A 17,324-nucleotide genomic window follows, 5' to 3' on the forward strand; every position below is an offset into this window, starting at 1 on the left:
CTAATGCCATTAGCGACTTTTTAATGCGGCGTATTGTGCCCAAATTCAAGCTAAATGAGAAGTTTTACCACCAAGGAAGTATTCTGTTAATGGTGCAATCTATACTCAAGTAGCGTCGAAATACCTAATCTAGTAAGTATGAGTGGCTGGTACACCAAGCAATGACTTTAAATATAGAGTGCTCAAAAAGACGTTATAGAAATAAAACCCTATGATGGGATTAACATAATCCTCTATTTTTAAATGCTACATTGGAGATATTTATTACCATAATGGTTTAATGGAGAACCCTATGTTGTTACCTATTATTTGCGATTGCGATCCTGGTCATGATGATGCCATTGCTCTTATTTTAGCGTTAAGCCGTCACGAATTAGATGTTAAAGCCGTGACAACCAGTGCAGGCAATCAAACTCCAGATAAAACACTTAACAATGCGTTACGAATATTAACTCTGTTAAACCGTACTGATATTGAAGTTGCAGGTGGAGCTAAAAAGCCGTTATCACGAGATTTAATCATTGCTCCTGATGTCCATGGCGAGTCAGGATTAGATGGACCAGAACTCCCTGATACTAAATGTAAAGCTTCATCACTTACTGCATTTGAATTAATAGCAAAAACCTTACAAGAATCTTCAGAACCAATAACTCTTGTTCCCACAGGCCCTTTGACCAACATCGCGATTTTTTTAAGCGCTTACCCTCATCTACACCGTAAAATTAAACAAATTGTTTTAATGGGAGGTGCGGCAGGTGTGGGGAATTGGTCTCCAGCGGCTGAGTTTAATATTTTTGTTGATCCAGAAGCTGCTGATATCGTATTTAAGTCTGGAATTCCAATTGTAATGTGTGGCTTAGATGTCACCCACCAAGCGCAAATTATGGATCAAGATATTGAGCGAATCCGTGCCATTCCAAATTCTATAGCTCAATGTGTCGCAGAATTACTCGACTTCTTTATGATTTATCATCGGAATCCAAAATGGGGGTTTGAAGGTGCCCCTTTGCATGACCCTTGTACGATCGCTTGGCTATTAAAACCTGAATTATTTGATGCCCAAGACTGTTATGTCAGTATTGAAACCCAAGGTGAACATACCCAAGGTATGACTGTCGTTGATCGCTATAACGTAACAGATAAAAAGCCTAACGCTAAAGTGCTATTTAGTCTTAATCGAGAAGGTTTTGTCGATCTGCTAGTTGAGTCATTAGAACATTATAATAAATAGCACTACACCTCTTTTTCCCAAAGAATAAAATAGACCGATAAAAAGAACGCCGCTGTTATATTTCTAACAGCGGCGTATTAACTGATTAAGAGTAGATTAAAAAATAATTATACTCGACGATAAGGTAAATAAACGGGTTCCCACATTTGCTCCGCCAATAAATGTTCGATATCTTGACCGCGCAAACAACTATTTGGATCCGTTGCTTAAATATGATTTAAGATCGCTTTTGCAACGGTAATAGAAACAGATTTCAAATCTCGGATATGAGGGTAAACACTGCCTTCGGCAAGATCATCTTCTGTAACACACTCAGCTAGTGCATAAGAAGCGGTTGTAAACATATCAAGAGTGATTTTTTGTGTCTTTGAAACAATGGATGCTAAACCAACCCCAGGGAAAATAAACACGTTATTTCCTTGGCCAATACGATACTCAAAACCATTATAAGTCACATTACCAAATGGACTGCCTGTTGCGACAATCGCTTGTCCATCACTCCACTGATAAATATCTACTGGTAGCGCTTCACAATTTGCCGTTGGATTAGACAAAGGGAAAATCATCGGACGAGGTGTATATTCCATCATCTTTTGAACATGCTCAGCTTTGAACGCCCCACCGATGCCACTGGTTCCAAGTAATACGGTTACCGGATAATTATTAAGAAGTTCGGTTAAGGTTACTTTACCCAATTCTTCCGTGTGCCAACCTTCAGCGATATCACGCGATTTTGCATAGCGTTTCTTATACTCATCTAAGCCATCACGATCTTCAAACACTAAACCTTGTGAATCTAGAATAAAGATTTTGTCTCGTGCCGCTTGGTGGGTACAGCCTTCTTTTAGTAAACCCGCATAAATTTGATCGGCAACACCTACACCACCAGCCCCAGCACCATATACAACGAAGGTTTGATCAACCAACGACTCCTTCTTCATACGGCATGCGCCAAGAACACCCGCAAGAACAACAGAACCAGTGCCTTGGATATCATCATTAAATGAAGGTAAAACATCTTCATAATCGCTGAGATTATCAAAAGCATTCGATTTACTGAAATCTTCCCATTGCAAAACCGCTTTCGGGAAATGACGTTTCACCTGTTTAACAAATCGTTTAATAAAGCGTTTATATTCTTCACCACGTAGACGTTTACGAGGGATCCCTAAATACATAGGATCATTGAGCAGCTCTTGATTATCCGTTCCAACATCTAAGGCGATAGGTAAACAGTGAGCTGGGTGAATACCAGCACCTAAAGTATAAAGAGATAGCTTACCAATTGGGATTCCCATACCCCCAACGCCTTGGTCGCCAATACCTAGAATACCTTGGCTATCTGTTGCAACAATAATTTTGATCTCTTTACCAGCAAAATGACGAGCCATCTCACCCATCTGACTGACATTGTCTTCGGTGACGTAAAGACCTCTAGCTTTTTGATAACGATGACTAAACTCCTGACACGCCTTGCCCACCGTTGGGGTATAAATAATAGGCGTCATCTCTTCAACATGTCGAGATAGTAGCGCATAGAAAAGTGTTTCATTACGATCTTGTAAGGCACGTAAAAAGAGATACTTCTCGATATCAGTAGAGGCACTGCGGAAACCGTCATAAACACGATTAAGCTGATCTTCAAACGTTTGAACACGAGGTGGTAATAACCCGTTTAACTGAAATGCCTCACGCTCTTCATAAGTAAATGCGGTACTCTTATTGAGGGTTCTATCATTCAGTAACTCGGTGCCAGTGAGCGAAACAGGACGAAACGCATTGCCTTGTTCATCTTTCCATCTCAGGTATTTTCCAACGGTCATAACCACGCTCCATAATAGATTTATAATGACATTGAATTATTAAGCATAAAATAAATATGAAAACAGATACTTAACTTATCAAGTGGATTGAAATATCTCATCATATCCATTGGTATCACTTTCAGTGTCAGAAAAAAATCATAGACCTCTCATTGTAATAAAAATGTGACAACGACCGATTAACTCAGTTTCTCTTGAGTAAATCTGCTAATTCTTTAACCACACCGTTATTTCATTTTGGATCATAAGGTTATTCAGTCGTATAATGTGAAGTCTGTTAAAAATAATCGTGATCTACTATGTCAATGAAGCTTGATGCCCAACTAACCCTGTTTGAAAATGGCAAAACCTTTGCTAATCCTCGTCGAATTGCACTCCTAAAAGCAATCGCTCAAACAGGCTCCATTAGCCAAGGCGCTAAAGTTGCAGGATTAAGCTATAAAGCAGCATTCGATGCAGTAAAAGATATGAACTCTCGCCCAGAGGGGCCGGTCATTCATAGTGAAAAAGGTGGCAAAGGTGGTGGCGGTGCAGAATTAACACGATTAGGACAGCGTGTTATTCAAATGTATGAGCTGTTAGATAAAATTCAAGATATGGGCTTAAAAGCGCTCAGTGATGATAATGCCCCTCTTGATAGCTTACTGGGTGTAATGAGCCGATTCTCACTACAAACCAGTGCTCGAAATCAACTATTTGGTCATATATCCAAAGTCGATCGCTTTGATCTACATGATGTTGTCACCATTGAGTTAGATTCTATTCATCAAGTGATCGCAACCATTACTCACGGCAGTACAATCCGCTTACAATTAATGGAAGGCAAAGATGCTGTAGCCTTGATCAAAGGTCCTTCTATTGAAGTGTGTTTACCATCAGAAATAGAAGCTAAAGGCAAAAATTTTGATAATCAGCTACTTGGAACACTCATATCCTTTAGCCAAGACAAAGAATTTACCGAATTAGAATTGGCATTAAGCAGTGATGTTACTGTATGTGCGCTGGTCAAAAACCAACAATTACCATCAACATCATTACAGATCGATATGCCTTTATACGCCCTGTTTGCCTCAAGCCAAGTGACTATCGCAACCCTTTGTTAAATCACATTATTCAACGCATCTACCAGTGAATGGCTGATACGTTTTTCCTTCTTGTACACACTGCGATAAATGCTGATAATCTTGATATTGCAAGGTTATCAGTACCATTACCATAAACAGCAAAACTAATATAGCTATCACAGCAATACTGTTTTTCTTTATTCTCAACCCATAGAGGAAACATACTATGGATATAGGAATTATGGATAAAGAAATAAACCATAGGCTATGCATTGATACCGCCATTCCTGTAACTACATCCCTATCCTGACTCAAACCTGAACCGATCATACTGTTTTTGTTTTTTGGTTAGCAAAGATTTCGCCTCATATTTGCGTAAATTTACAGATAACTGACAGTTCATTAATTAAACAACGTTTTCAATTTAATTAAGTCGAATTCTATAACTATTGAACTGTGATCACCTCCAAATAATTATTCTCCTTGGCAATATTGTTACCGATATTCATCACACTTTTTCTCTCTCTTTGCTGCAAACAATAACAGAAAAGATTACATTTCAGCCATCGAAACGTTTGCGTAATCGTTTCGATGGTGTTTTCTCAAACAGAAACATTCGCTGAAAACATCAAATAATAAAAACTCTACAAAAGGTTATCTCATGAAAAAGAGTGCGCTGATTAACTCTGAATTGTCTTACTTAGTTTCAACCTTAGGCCACACAGACGAAATTACGATTTGTGATGCGGGTTTGCCAATTCCTGATCCATCGCAACGTATCGACCTTGCACTTGTACCAGGAACGCCAAGTTTTATCGAAACCGTAAAAGCAATACTCTCTGAGATGCAAATTGAAGGTGTTGTACTGGCCCAAGAATTACCGCAGATCAATCCAACCGTACACGAAGCGTTAATTGCTTTAATTCGTGAAGAAGAAGCGCTATGTGGCAAACAAATCAAGGTTAATTACATCAGCCACGAAGCATTTAAACTGCAAACTCACGAGAGCAAAGCCGTTGTTCGTTCGGGTGAATGCACCCCTTATGCCAATGTCATCTTTCAATCTGGTGTCGTGTTTTAACGCCCAGGCTTAATCACAATCCAAATTAAGCTCTGCGTTCAACAAGCAAGGGAATCATTATGACACAGCCAATTCTCGCTCTTGAAGGTATCGAAAAAGCCTTCCCTGGTGTAAAAGCTCTGGATAACGCCTGCCTCAATGTCTACCCCGGCAGAGTTATGGCATTAATGGGAGAAAACGGTGCGGGAAAATCCACTCTGATGAAGGTACTAACCGGTATTTATAGTAAAGATGCAGGCGAAGTACGTTATCAAGGAGCACCCGTTCATTTTCATGGACCTCGCCATTCACAGGAAGCTGGGATCAGCATTATTCACCAAGAGCTGAACTTAATTCCTGAGTTAACCATTGCTGAAAATATCTTTCTAGGCCGAGAAAAAACCAATGCCTTTGGTGGCATCAAATGGGCAGAAATGTACCGTGAAGCAGATGCGCTACTCAAGCGTTTAAACGTTAAGCACAGCTCGCGTCAACTACTTGGTGAGTTAAGTCTTGGTGAACAACAAATGGTAGAAATTGCCAAAGCGTTGTCGTTTAAATCTCAAGTGATCATCATGGACGAGCCAACAGATGCACTGACAGATACCGAGACAGAGTCGCTATTTAATGTGATTAATGAATTACGTAGTGAAGGTTGCGGTATTGTTTATATCTCCCATCGATTAAAAGAGATTTTTGAAATTTGTGATGATATTACCGTGCTTCGTGACGGTAAATTCATTGGTGAATGTCGTGTTGCTGATACCGATGAAGATGGTCTGATTGAAATGATGGTTGGCCGTCGTTTGGATGAGCAATATCCCCGTATTGCAGTAAAACATGGCACTACCTGTTTAGAAGTCAAAAACTTAACTGGCTCTGGTATCAATGATGTGAGCTTTACTCTAGATCGCGGTGAAATCTTAGGAATTTCAGGCCTAATGGGAGCTGGACGTACTGAACTGATGAAAGTGATTTACGGAGCGCTCACCCGAGAAAGTGGAGATGTGATCCTAGATGGCAAGATTATTAACCCTATTTCACCACAAGATGGTTTAGCCAACGGTATTGCTTATATCTCCGAAGATCGTAAAGGCGATGGCTTAATTTTGGGCCTTTCAGTCAAAGAAAATATGTCGCTCTGTGCCCTAGAGCAACTGTCAAATGGTATCAAGATCGATCAACAACAAGAAGTTATTGCGGTCGAAGATTTCATTCGCTTATTTAATATCAAAACACCAACTCGAGATCAGATCATTGGTAATTTATCTGGCGGTAATCAGCAAAAAGTCGCCATTGCCAAAGGATTAATGACCAAGCCGAAAGTCTTAATCTTAGATGAACCAACTCGCGGGGTAGATGTTGGTGCGAAAAAAGAGATTTATCAATTAATTAACCAATTTAAAGCCGATGGTATGAGTATCATTTTAGTGTCCTCAGAAATGCCAGAAGTACTTGGCATGAGTGATCGCATTTTGGTGATGCATGAAGGTCGTATTAGCGGTGAATTTACCCCAGAAGAAGCCAACCAAGAAAAACTCTTAGCCTGTGCAGTAGGCAAACGTATTGATGAGGTAGCAGCATGAGCACCAAGACAATGAAAGCAGATAACGCTCAATCTAATTCCAATAAGCTGTTTACCAAAGAGTGGCTTATTGAACAAAAGTCGTTGATCGCCCTGATCTTCCTAATTGTGGTCGTTTCGTTTTTAAACCCCAACTTTTTTACTGTCGACAACATATTAAACATTCTGCGCCAAACCTCGGTTAACGCCATTATCGCAGTTGGTATGACCCTGGTTATTTTAACCGCAGGCATCGACCTCAGTGTTGGTTCAGTATTAGCTCTGTGTGGTGCTTTTGCTGCAACCTTAATTGCGATGGAAGTACCAGTTCTCATTGCCGTGCCTACTGCCCTATTAGCGGGTGCCATCTTAGGTGCTATTAGTGGTGTGATCATCGCAAAAGGTAAAGTGCAGGCCTTTATTGCCACACTGGTTACCATGACCTTATTACGTGGTGTCACCATGGTGTATACCGATGGTCGCCCTATCTCAACAGGCTTTACTGATGTAGCCGATAGCTTTGCTTGGTTTGGTACCGGTTATGCGATGGGAATTCCGGTGCCAATTTGGCTAATGGTGATTGTGTTTGCTGCTGCTTGGTACCTACTTAACCATACTCGTTTTGGCCGCTATGTTTATGCTCTTGGTGGTAACGAATCAGCGACTCGTCTATCAGGCATCAATGTAGATCGCGTAAAAATCGGGGTCTATGCAATCTGTGGTTTCCTCTCTGCGCTTGCCGGTATCATTATTACCTCTCGCCTATCTTCAGCTCAACCAACAGCTGGTATGGGCTACGAACTGGACGCGATTGCAGCGGTTGTTCTGGGTGGTACAAGCCTAGCCGGAGGTAAAGGTCGAATTATGGGCACGCTTATCGGTGCACTGATTATCGGCTTCTTAAACAACGCTCTAAACCTACTCGATGTTTCATCTTACTACCAGATGATCGCAAAAGCGGTTGTCATCCTACTTGCTGTATTGGTAGATAACAAAAATAAGTAACCCACGACGTGAACACGGTAAGTCGTTAAATATTAAAGGCTAGCGACTTACCGAACAGAAAAGGAATGATGTCATGAATAAACTAGCAACGCTTATTTCAGCCGCCCTAATTTCAGCCTCTTTTAGCTCTACAGCATCAGCACAAGATACTATGGCTATGGTGGTTTCAACTCTTAACAACCCATTTTTTGTCACCATGAAAGATGGCGCTGAAGCAAAGGCGAAAGAGTTAGGCTATGAGTTGATCGTATTGGATTCACAAAATGACCCAAGTAAAGAGCTATCTAACGTTGAAGATCTTACTGTTCGTGGTGTAAAAGCCATTTTGATTAACCCAACCGATTCTGACGCGGTATCAAATGCAATCCGTATCGCAAACCGCTCTAAAATCCCAGTACTAACACTCGACCGTGGTGCTTCTCGTGGTGATGTTGTAAGTCATATTGCCTCGGATAACGTTGCTGGTGGTGAAATGGCTGGTAAGTTCATTATGGAAAAAGTAGGACAAAAAGCCAAAGTTATCCAGCTAGAAGGTATTGCAGGCACTTCTGCTGCGCGTGAACGTGGTCAAGGTTTTATGGATGCGGTTAAGAAATACGACATGGATCTTTTGGCAAGTCAGCCTGCCGATTTTGACCGAACTAAAGGTCTTAACGTTATGGAAAACATGTTAGCGGCTAACCCAGATGTACAAGCGGTATTTGCACAAAACGATGAAATGGCTCTTGGTGCCCTTCGTGCGATTCAAGCATCAGGTAAAAACGTATTAGTGGTTGGCTTTGATGGTACAGAAGACGGTATTGCTGCAACCAAACGCGGTAAACTTGGCGCAACTATTGCTCAACAGCCGGATCTAATTGGTTCTTTGGGTGTAGAAACCGCAGCCAAAGTGCTTAAAGGCGAAACAGTTGAGAAGAATATTCCTGTTCCATTGAAAGTTATCACTCAATAATCCATTACAATTAGGGCTTGTTTATGGCAGGCCCTAATAAAATCAATCAATTAGTAAAATATATAATTTAACTTTTTCTTAATCGTGAAAAACTTAACTCATATATTTTCTATACTGATCCACCTCAACCCAATTACGGCGTTAGCGTGAAGAGTAATACTTCATTAAAAGGTTTTGATATGAATAAATTAGTTGTCTTAGGTAGTGTTAATGCTGATCACGTCCTTCAAGTTGCCTCTTTTCCTCGTCCGGGTGAGACCCTACACGGTAACAGTTATGCGGTGATCCCTGGTGGCAAAGGCGCAAACCAAGCCGTAGCCGCTGCTCGATTAGGTGCCGACATTGCTTTTATTGCTTGTGTTGGTGATGATAGTTTTGGTCATTCAATGCGTGAAGCTTTTGCAACTGAAGGGATGAATGTTGAAGCTGTCATGATTGAAGAGAATATGCCAACAGGAATTGCCATGATCCAAGTGGTAGCAACGGGCGAAAATAGTATCTGTATTTCTGCCGAAGCCAACGGTTGCTTAACCGCTGAAAAACTGGCTCCTCACCATCACTTAATTGAGCAAGCAGATACCCTATTAATGCAGCTTGAAACCCCTCTTTGTGCTATTGAACAAGCGGCCAAAGTGGCCAAAGCAGCTGGAACAAAAGTAGTATTAAATCCGGCACCTGCAAAAGTACTATCCGATGAACTATTAGCTTGTGTTGATTTAATTACCCCAAATGAAACTGAAGCAGAAGTTCTTACTGGCATTAAAGTTGTTGATATGGACTCAGCACAACAAGCCGCAGAAGCGTTACATGCAAAAGGCATTGAGCGTGTGATGATCACATTAGGCAGTAAAGGTGTTTGGATTAGTCAAAATGGTCATGGCGAACAAGTTGAAGGCTTCCGAGTCAAGGCTATTGACACCACAGCAGCTGGCGATACCTTCAATGGCGCATTACTTACAGCATTACAAGAAGAGATGCCACTTCGTGATGCTATTCGTTTTGCTCACGCAGCTGCGGCCCTATCAGTGACGCGCTTTGGTGCTCAAACATCAATTCCAACCCGAAATGACGTTGAATTGTTTTTAACTCAACAAAACTAATCTCACCCCACAATGAAAAAGTAAACTTAGTAACCAAACCTTGCAAAGACAATGGATTAGCTTTATTTGCTAGGTTTGGTAACATCTTTTCATCTTCTAATTAATTAGCCTAATCATTCTTATAAAGATTAACCATAAACTTAAAGTGACAACGTCACCAATTAAGCTCAACAGCAGGATATCACAATGGCAACAATCAAGGATGTGGCCAAATACGCTGGAGTATCCACTTCAACTGTCAGCCACGTATTAAATAAGACTCGTTTTGTTAGCGAAGAGATTTCACAGCGCGTAATGAATGCTGTCGAAGTTCTCAACTATGCCCCTTCTGCCCTTGCCCGAAGTTTAAAAGTCAACCAAACCAGCACCATCGGTATGTTGGTTACCACCTCTACCAATCCTTTTTTTGGTGAAGTCGTCAAAGGCGTTGAAAGGCGCTGCTACCAAAAAGGATACAATCTTATTTTATGCAATACGGAAGGTGATACTGAACGTATGCATTCCAATGTTGATATGCTGCTACAAAAGCGCGTTGATGGCTTATTGATTATGTGCAGTGAAGTTGAGCCAAATGATTATGATCTGTTTGGCCGCCACAAGCCGATCCCAACCGTTATCATGGACTGGGGACCAACCAACTTTCCTAGCGATAAAATTCAAGATAATTCTCATCATGGTGGCTATTTAGCAACGCAGCATTTAATTGACCAAGGGCATACAGAAATTGGCTGTATTACGGGCCCCCTAGATAAAATGACTGCCCAACAACGCCTATCGGGGTTCGTTCAAGCTATGGAAGAGAACCACCTATCCATTAAGAAAGAGTGGATTATTGAAGGAAACTTCGAATGTGACGGTGGAGAAGAAGCATTTGATAAACTAATTGTCCAAAAAAGCATACCAAGCGCCCTTTTTATCTGTAATGATATGATGGCTATGGGAGCAATTAGTTCAGCTTTTAAACATAAAATTCAAATACCCAATGACATGTCCATTATTGGCTACGATGATATAAAGTTAGCTCAATACATGACGCCTTCTCTAACCACCATCCATCAGCCAAAATACCGATTAGGGCAACAAGCCATTGATTTATTGCTTGATAATATTATTAATAAGCGAGTAGATAACAAGATAATACAATTGGAACCTACCCTTGTAATTCGAAATAGTACAGTTAAAAACAATTAATCTCTTTGTTATATATTAACTATTCTATCAATATATGACAAAGAGAGAACAATACCATAAATGCAAATACATGTTGTCAATTAAAGCATTGTTAATCGCATTTTATTGCTATATTTTAGAATAAAACAATTGATAGAGTTGTCTATTATGAGCAAAAATCAACAGAATAAGAAAAATATACCTTGGCTTCGTCATACTATTACTGTTCTTATTTTATTTGTTTTATTTTATATAATTTTCTATGTGGCGGGAGAATACTTATTCTAAGTTATTCCCTTTATATCCTTCCCAATAAAAAAGGCAACCTAATTATTAATCAGGCTGCCTTTTTTTAATTGGTTGGATTTAAAGCTTGCAAACTTCCAACCTGTTTAATCACTTGATAGAGCTTTTCGGTATGCTGTCGAACTAATTCACATGCGAGATCCAAGTTCCGATCTAGTACCGCCTTCATCATCGCCTCATGTTCACCATTATCATGGTATTGCGTTTCATGGGTAAACTTAGAGCCAAGAAGAAAATGACGGTAACGCTCTTGCTGGTCATAAATAGTGCTCATTAACCCCATGACAAACTCAGCGCCTTTGCATGATATAAGCGCCATATGAAAGTCCTTATGGCGACGTTCCCACAAAGTCAGGGTAAAATCTGGTGAGTTCGGATCTAGGCGGCTTAACTTATGGTATGTCGTTAAAATATTAAGTTCCCACTTTTCATCGCCATGTTCCATCGCTTCACATAACGCCATATTTCCGATAGCTAAACGCGCTTTAATAATGCTTTTTAATTCATCTAAAGACACATCAGCGACCCAAAATCCCTTTTGCGGTTTTAAAATAACGTATTTTTGCCAAGAAAGCTGGACCATTGCTTCCCGTAACGGTGAACCGCCAACGTTATAACGCTGTTTAAGATCACTCAATATTAGTTTTTGCCCTGCCTCAAATTCGCCATTTAAAATATCATTTCTAATTTGGTGCATGACACGATCACTGATCGTAGAAAAATTATCTTTCTCAAGGCTAGCCATTATTTCCTGAGTCTCATTATAATTGGTATTAATATAATATGAACGGATGATACACCTAAACCATAATTGGAACCAGCGTCACATTTTATTCTTATATTTATTCAACACATTTTATAAATATACACCGTCACGTTCAAGAAATAAACAAGCAATAATATGCTTTTATATACACAATTACATAGAAAAAAATACTTTTATAGAAAGCTTATTAAAAAATACACACTACAAACAAGAGTATTCTTAATTATTTAATTTATAAAATACAGATATGGATCCTGAATATCTATCAAGATTCATTAAAAAGACAAAACAACTGATAAATGATATTTTACCCATAATGAATAAAAAGGGAACGAATGCTCCCTTTTATTTATTAACCTCGATAATAGTTCTGAGCGACAAATGGCATTTTTGTCACTTGTACAGGTATTTTTTTGCCTCTAACCAATGCCCACATTTCCATACCAATATCAGTATGCGCAATATCGACAAAAGCCATTAAAACGGGTTGAGCAATCGAAGGTCCATAAGTACCACTGGTTACTGTACCTATCACCTGATCGTTTTCATCGAGCAATTCAGCACCTTCACGAACAGGAGCCTTAGTTAAACCAATTAAGCCGATACGCTTTTGAACAATTTGCTTAGTCTTAATTTGTTCAAGGATCACATCAGCACCAGGGAACCCTCCTGCTCGTTCACCGCCTAAACGACGAATCGGACTGATAGCCCACAATAGGCTGGCTTCAACTGGGGTGGTTGATGATGTCAGGTCATGACCATAGAGGCAAAGTCCACACTCTAAACGTAAAGAATCTCGCGCCCCTAACCCGATCCACTCCACTTCTTCAAACTCTACGAGATGGCACGCAATCTCTTCTACTTTATTATTCGGCACTGAGATTTCAAATCCATCTTCTCCAGTATAGCCAGAGCGACTCACAAAACACTCAACACCTAATAAATCTAAACGGCAAGCATCCATAAAGACCATATCAGAAACAGCAGGATTTAGTTGAGCCAATACTGCCGCAGCCTTTGGTCCTTGCAGAGCTAACAGAGCACGATCTTCTAAAACTTCAAGAGTGACACTTGGCGCAAGATGCTGCTTTAATCGCTCAATATCTTGATGTTTACAAGCGGCATTAACGACCAAATATAAGCAGTCGCCAAAATTTGTAACCATAAGATCATCTTCGATCCCTCCTTGCTCGTTAGTAAATAAAGCGTATCGCTGTTTACCAACTGGCAGATCAATAATGTCTACAGGGACTAATTTTTCTAACTCTTTCGCTGCCTCTTCACCAATTAAGCGTATTTGTCCCATATGGGAAACATCAAATAAACCCGCCTTCTCACGACAGTGCAAATGTTCTTTTTTGACACCTAAAGGATATTGAACTGGCATTTCATAACCGGCAAAAGGAACCATCTTGGCCCCTGCTTCTTTATGCATGTTATTTAATGGCGTCATTAACAAGCTTTCCGTCATCACTTTATCTCCTTTTATTTGCACTCTCTTACGAGCTATTTTTTGCTTAATTGTAAACAAACTAAGGTTCTGGTTACCGATTACGCACTATTCAATTCATCTATATTTTAAGCTTAGATAGTGATTAAACCGCTAAAGGTAAACGGTTGCTATAGTGATTTATTAGAAAAGTGCCCAACGTATCATTCTTTATATTTTTTCATTGCGCCTGATATATCCTCTCGGTATGTTACGTTGATGTTAGAACGATAATCACAGTTGTAGTCGAAAAGGAGTCATACATGGAAAAGACACTTAAGTTCACCAACAGTCATGAGTGGGTTTTAGATAATGGCGATGGAACCGTTACGATTGGAATCTCAGACCATGCCCAAGGATTACTCGGTGATGTTGTATTTGTGGACCTTCCAGAAGTCGGCGATACCATAGATGCAGGCGAAACATTTTCTCTTGTTGAATCCGTAAAAGCAGCATCAGATATTTATGCCCCTATTACTGGTGAAATCCTTGAAATTAATGAAGAACTCGGCGATAGCCCAGAGCTTGTAAATGATGAGCCCTATGAAGGCGGTTGGATTGCTAAAGTGAAACTTACTGACCCAAGTGAACTTGACGCACTGATTGATGGTGAATCTTACTTAGCAACGCTAGCAGAAGAAGCATAAATCAAATTCACGCCACTGTTCTAAATCGATTGAGCCAGTGGCGTATACCCAAGCAATCTCACATGGTTGGGTTTCGTGTTTCTTATCGATCTTTGATTATCTATCATAGGAAGAAAGTTTATGTCTCTGCTCACCACCTTCACTGATCATAATACCTTTGTAAATCGTCACAATGGCCCAACCTTAGAACAACAACAAACGATGTTAGCAGCCATTGGCGTTGATAATTTAGATCAGCTGATCGATCAAACGGTTCCAGCCAATATTCGACTTCCGCAACCGTTGCAGTTGCCTAAAGCGATAAATGAAGAAATGTTGCTGCAACAGTTAAAACATATCGCGCAAAAGAATATTATTAACAAAAGCTATATCGGCCAAGGTTACTACAACACTTATACCCCAAGTGTTATTTTACGCAATATCCTCGAAAATCCAGGATGGTATACCGCTTATACCCCCTATCAGCCAGAAATATCTCAAGGTCGATTAGAATCCTTACTTAACTATCAGCAAATGGTCATGGATTTAACGGGGATGGATCTGGCCAATGCCTCTTTGCTTGATGAATCCACAGCCGCTGCTGAAGCGATGATGTTGTGTAAGCGTGCGAGCAAAAATAAGAGCTCTGCGTTTTTTGTTTCCAATGAAGTGCATCCACAAACGCTTGATGTGATTCGAACCCGAGCTAAATTTGTCGGCATTGAAGTGATAACGGGTAACCTTGAACAACTTGATGACAATGAGGTGTTCGGAGCGCTGCTGCAATACCCAGGTTCTAGTGGTGAGATCCACGATTTAACCGCCATTATAGCTAATGCTCATGCGAAGAAGACCTTAGTTGCTGTCGCTTCTGATCTATTAGCATTAACGCTATTAACGCCACCGGGAGAAATGGGGGCTGATGTTGTTGTTGGTAGTGCACAACGTTTTGGTGTTCCAATGGGATTTGGAGGACCTCACGCGGGCTTTATGGCAACTCAAGATAAACACAAGCGCACTATGCCAGGGCGAGTTATCGGCGTATCAAAAGACAGTCAAGGTAACCAAGCTTTACGTATGGCAATGCAAACTCGTGAGCAGCATATCCGCCGTGAAAAAGCGACCTCTAACATTTGTACTGCCCAAGCTTTACTTGCCAATATGGCAGCATTCTATGCGATGTATCACGGCCCTGAAGGTCTGAAAAATATTGCTCGTCGAGTTCATCATTTTACGGCAATTTTAGCCGCTGGAATTCGTGATGTTGGTTTTGAGCGTAAAAACTATTACTTCTTTGATACCCTAACCGTTCACACTCTTAATCATACTGAAGTTATCTATCAAAAAGCACAACAACAAGGACTTAATCTGCGCTTAGTGGATTCAGAAACTCTTGCTATCAGTCTTGATGAGACCACAACTTTAAATGATGTTGAACAGTTATTGCAGCTTTTTGATGGCAATACTACTCAACTGTCTTTTTACAGTGAGCAAGTAGAACAAAACGAATTTTCTGCAATTCCTCCAAGTTGTTTACGTCATTCTACTTACCTGACTCATCCTGTGTTTAATTCTTATCATAGTGAAACTCAAATGATGCGTTATATGAAGCATCTTGAGAATAAAGACTATTCGCTCACACACGGAATGATCCCATTAGGCAGCTGTACGATGAAACTCAATGCAGCAACGGAGATGATCCCGATTACTTGGCCTGAGTTTGGTCAGTTACACCCTTTTGCGCCACAAGAGCAAAGCCAAGGCTATCAAGAGTTGACTCAATCTTTAGCGGCCATGTTGTGTGAAATTACAGGTTATGATGCTTTTTCTTTACAACCAAACTCTGGTGCTCAAGGTGAATATGCAGGTCTTGTTGCAATTCAACGCTACCATGAAGCCAATGGTGATGGGCATCGTAATGTTTGTTTGATCCCAAGCTCAGCCCATGGCACAAACCCTGCCTCTGCGGCCATGGTTTCAATGAAAGTTGTGGTTGTTAAGTGTGACCATTTAGGCAACATAGATATTGTTGATCTTAAAGATAAAATTGAGCAACACCGCGATAATCTGTCCTGCATTATGATCACCTACCCATCAACGCATGGTGTTTATGAAGAAGGTGTCCGTGAGGTATGTGAACTGGTTCACCAAGCTGGCGGTCAAGTCTATCTTGATGGTGCAAATATGAATGCACAGGTTGGCTTAACGTCACCAGGGTACATTGGCTCAGATGTCTCGCACCTAAACCTTCATAAAACCTTCTGTATTCCTCATGGTGGCGGTGGTCCAGGTATGGGGCCAATAGGTATTAAATCTCATCTCGCTCCTTTTGTTCCTGGGCATATTATTACGGCATCGTCTCACAATGATCCTCAATATGCGGTCTCAGGCGCACCATTAGGTTCGGCATCAATATTACCTATTTCTTATGCTTACATTGCGATGATGGGTGAAGCAGGACTGACAGAAGCCACTAAACTTGCGATATTAAATGCAAATTATGTGAAGGCGAAACTCAGCCCTTATTACTCGATTTTATATCAAGGTAAACAAGGACATATTGCCCATGAGTGTATTATTGATATTCGTCCGATTAAAGAGTCATCTGGTATCAGCGAAGAAGATATTGCTAAACGTCTGATGGATTATGGTTTCCATGCTCCAACCATGTCTTTCCCTGTGGCTGGTACGTTGATGGTTGAGCCAACAGAATCTGAAGATCTAGCAGAGTTGGATCGTTTCTGTGATGCGATGATTGCTATCCGCCATGAAATAGAGCAAGTGGAAAACGGTACATGGCCTTTACAAGATAATCCCCTCGTCAATGCCCCTCATACTCAGTTTGATCTGATGGCAGAGCAATGGACTCATCCATACAGTCGTGAATTGGCTTGCTTCCCTGCCAAACACAGCCGCTACAGTAAGTATTGGCCAACAGTAAATCGTGTTGATAATGTGTTTGGGGATAGAAATTTGATTTGTTCTTGCCCGAGTATAGAGAGTTACGAAGAGTGATTTTATGAGCAAAAATAGCTAGTTAAGTTGATTACTCTTTAATAATTTAAAAGCGAACTTTTGGGGTTCGCTTTTTTGTTTTTTCTTGGATTGAAAATGATAAACCGCTTGGTGATCACACACAGATGAGTTAGCTGGATAACTTATCTGTGG

At 40.5% G+C, this 17,324-nt stretch carries 13 protein-coding genes; 10 read left to right on the forward strand and 3 right to left on the reverse strand.

Features of this window, described 5'->3' with window-relative positions; translation table 11 throughout:
- Nucleotides 1-292 precede the first annotated feature (292 nt).
- Entirely contained in the window at nt 293-1,231 is a 939-nt protein-coding gene (rihA, locus tag CTN07_RS04820) for a pyrimidine-specific ribonucleoside hydrolase RihA (protein ID WP_005304596.1), read from the forward strand.
- A gap of 206 nt (nt 1,232-1,437) precedes the next feature.
- Here rihA and CTN07_RS04825 read toward each other — a convergent pair whose 3' ends face one another.
- The gene (locus CTN07_RS04825; RefSeq protein ID WP_005304593.1) at nt 1,438-3,054 is read right to left on the reverse strand and encodes an NAD-dependent malic enzyme; all 1,617 of its coding nucleotides are present in this window, start codon (nt 3,052-3,054) and stop codon (nt 1,438-1,440) included.
- Nucleotides 3,055-3,353: 299 nt separating this feature from the next.
- Here CTN07_RS04825 and CTN07_RS04830 point away from each other — a divergent pair, with 299 nt between their 5' ends.
- From CTN07_RS04830 to CTN07_RS04860, 7 genes are all read left to right on the forward strand, one after another.
- Entirely contained in the window at nt 3,354-4,157 is an 804-nt protein-coding gene (locus CTN07_RS04830; protein WP_005304591.1) for a TOBE domain-containing protein, read from the forward strand.
- Between the two features lie 622 nt (nt 4,158-4,779).
- A complete protein-coding gene (gene rbsD / locus CTN07_RS04835) occupies nt 4,780-5,199 on the forward strand; it encodes a D-ribose pyranase (protein WP_036765533.1) in 420 nt (139 codons plus the stop codon).
- 59 nt (nt 5,200-5,258) lie between these two features.
- Entirely contained in the window at nt 5,259-6,764 is a 1,506-nt protein-coding gene (rbsA, locus tag CTN07_RS04840; RefSeq protein WP_005304585.1) for a ribose ABC transporter ATP-binding protein RbsA, read from the forward strand.
- The gene (gene rbsC, locus CTN07_RS04845; RefSeq protein WP_005304582.1) at nt 6,761-7,747 is read left to right on the forward strand and encodes a ribose ABC transporter permease; all 987 of its coding nucleotides are present in this window, start codon (nt 6,761-6,763) and stop codon (nt 7,745-7,747) included. The genes rbsA and rbsC overlap by 4 nt, the downstream gene beginning before the upstream one ends.
- A 73-nt stretch (nt 7,748-7,820) precedes the next feature.
- Complete coding sequence (rbsB, locus tag CTN07_RS04850) at nt 7,821-8,699, forward strand: ribose ABC transporter substrate-binding protein RbsB (protein WP_036765530.1); 879 nt, start codon at nt 7,821-7,823, stop codon at nt 8,697-8,699.
- 179 nt (nt 8,700-8,878) lie between these two features.
- Nucleotides 8,879-9,799, forward strand: coding sequence for a ribokinase (rbsK, locus tag CTN07_RS04855; protein WP_036765528.1), 921 nt, complete (start codon nt 8,879-8,881; stop codon nt 9,797-9,799).
- A gap of 186 nt (nt 9,800-9,985) precedes the next feature.
- Complete coding sequence (locus tag CTN07_RS04860; RefSeq protein ID WP_005304572.1) at nt 9,986-10,990, forward strand: substrate-binding domain-containing protein; 1,005 nt, start codon at nt 9,986-9,988, stop codon at nt 10,988-10,990.
- A gap of 331 nt (nt 10,991-11,321) precedes the next feature.
- Here the strand turns inward: CTN07_RS04860 and CTN07_RS04865 are convergent, their stop codons facing one another.
- Nucleotides 11,322-12,020 carry a GntR family transcriptional regulator gene (locus CTN07_RS04865; protein WP_005304568.1) on the reverse strand — a complete coding sequence of 233 codons (699 nt, stop codon included), beginning with the start codon at nt 12,018-12,020 and terminating at the stop codon, nt 11,322-11,324.
- Between the two features lie 373 nt (nt 12,021-12,393).
- Nucleotides 12,394-13,512 carry a glycine cleavage system aminomethyltransferase GcvT gene (gene gcvT / locus CTN07_RS04870; RefSeq protein ID WP_005304565.1) on the reverse strand — a complete coding sequence of 373 codons (1,119 nt, stop codon included), beginning with the start codon at nt 13,510-13,512 and terminating at the stop codon, nt 12,394-12,396.
- 281 nt (nt 13,513-13,793) lie between these two features.
- Between gcvT and gcvH the strand changes: the two genes are divergently transcribed.
- Complete coding sequence (gcvH, locus tag CTN07_RS04875) at nt 13,794-14,177, forward strand: glycine cleavage system protein GcvH (protein WP_036765525.1); 384 nt, start codon at nt 13,794-13,796, stop codon at nt 14,175-14,177.
- A 120-nt stretch (nt 14,178-14,297) separates the two neighbouring features.
- Entirely contained in the window at nt 14,298-17,171 is a 2,874-nt protein-coding gene (gene gcvP, locus CTN07_RS04880; RefSeq protein ID WP_005304561.1) for an aminomethyl-transferring glycine dehydrogenase, read from the forward strand.
- Nucleotides 17,172-17,324 lie beyond the last annotated feature (153 nt).

The sequence above is a fragment of the Photobacterium damselae genome, from assembly GCF_003026815.1.
In the GTDB taxonomy this organism is placed as follows: Bacteria; Pseudomonadota; Gammaproteobacteria; order Enterobacterales; family Vibrionaceae; genus Photobacterium; species Photobacterium damselae.

What these genes read in the sequence shown, in the direction of transcription:
- gcvH (WP_036765525.1), top strand. Translation starts at nt 13,794, where the DNA reads ATGGAAAAGACACTTAAGTTCACCAACAGTCATGAGTGGGTTTTAGAT.
- CTN07_RS04865 (WP_005304568.1), bottom strand. Translation starts at nt 12,020, where the DNA reads ATGGCTAGCCTTGAGAAAGATAATTTTTCTACGATCAGTGATCGTGTC.
- gcvP (WP_005304561.1), top strand. Translation starts at nt 14,298, where the DNA reads ATGTCTCTGCTCACCACCTTCACTGATCATAATACCTTTGTAAATCGT.
- rihA (WP_005304596.1), top strand. Translation starts at nt 293, where the DNA reads ATGTTGTTACCTATTATTTGCGATTGCGATCCTGGTCATGATGATGCC.
- rbsA (WP_005304585.1), top strand. Translation starts at nt 5,259, where the DNA reads ATGACACAGCCAATTCTCGCTCTTGAAGGTATCGAAAAAGCCTTCCCT.
- rbsK (WP_036765528.1), top strand. Translation starts at nt 8,879, where the DNA reads ATGAATAAATTAGTTGTCTTAGGTAGTGTTAATGCTGATCACGTCCTT.
- CTN07_RS04860 (WP_005304572.1), top strand. Translation starts at nt 9,986, where the DNA reads ATGGCAACAATCAAGGATGTGGCCAAATACGCTGGAGTATCCACTTCA.
- gcvT (WP_005304565.1), bottom strand. Translation starts at nt 13,512, where the DNA reads ATGACGGAAAGCTTGTTAATGACGCCATTAAATAACATGCATAAAGAA.
- CTN07_RS04825 (WP_005304593.1), bottom strand. Translation starts at nt 3,054, where the DNA reads ATGACCGTTGGAAAATACCTGAGATGGAAAGATGAACAAGGCAATGCG.
- rbsC (WP_005304582.1), top strand. Translation starts at nt 6,761, where the DNA reads ATGAGCACCAAGACAATGAAAGCAGATAACGCTCAATCTAATTCCAAT.
- rbsB (WP_036765530.1), top strand. Translation starts at nt 7,821, where the DNA reads ATGAATAAACTAGCAACGCTTATTTCAGCCGCCCTAATTTCAGCCTCT.
- rbsD (WP_036765533.1), top strand. Translation starts at nt 4,780, where the DNA reads ATGAAAAAGAGTGCGCTGATTAACTCTGAATTGTCTTACTTAGTTTCA.
- CTN07_RS04830 (WP_005304591.1), top strand. Translation starts at nt 3,354, where the DNA reads ATGTCAATGAAGCTTGATGCCCAACTAACCCTGTTTGAAAATGGCAAA.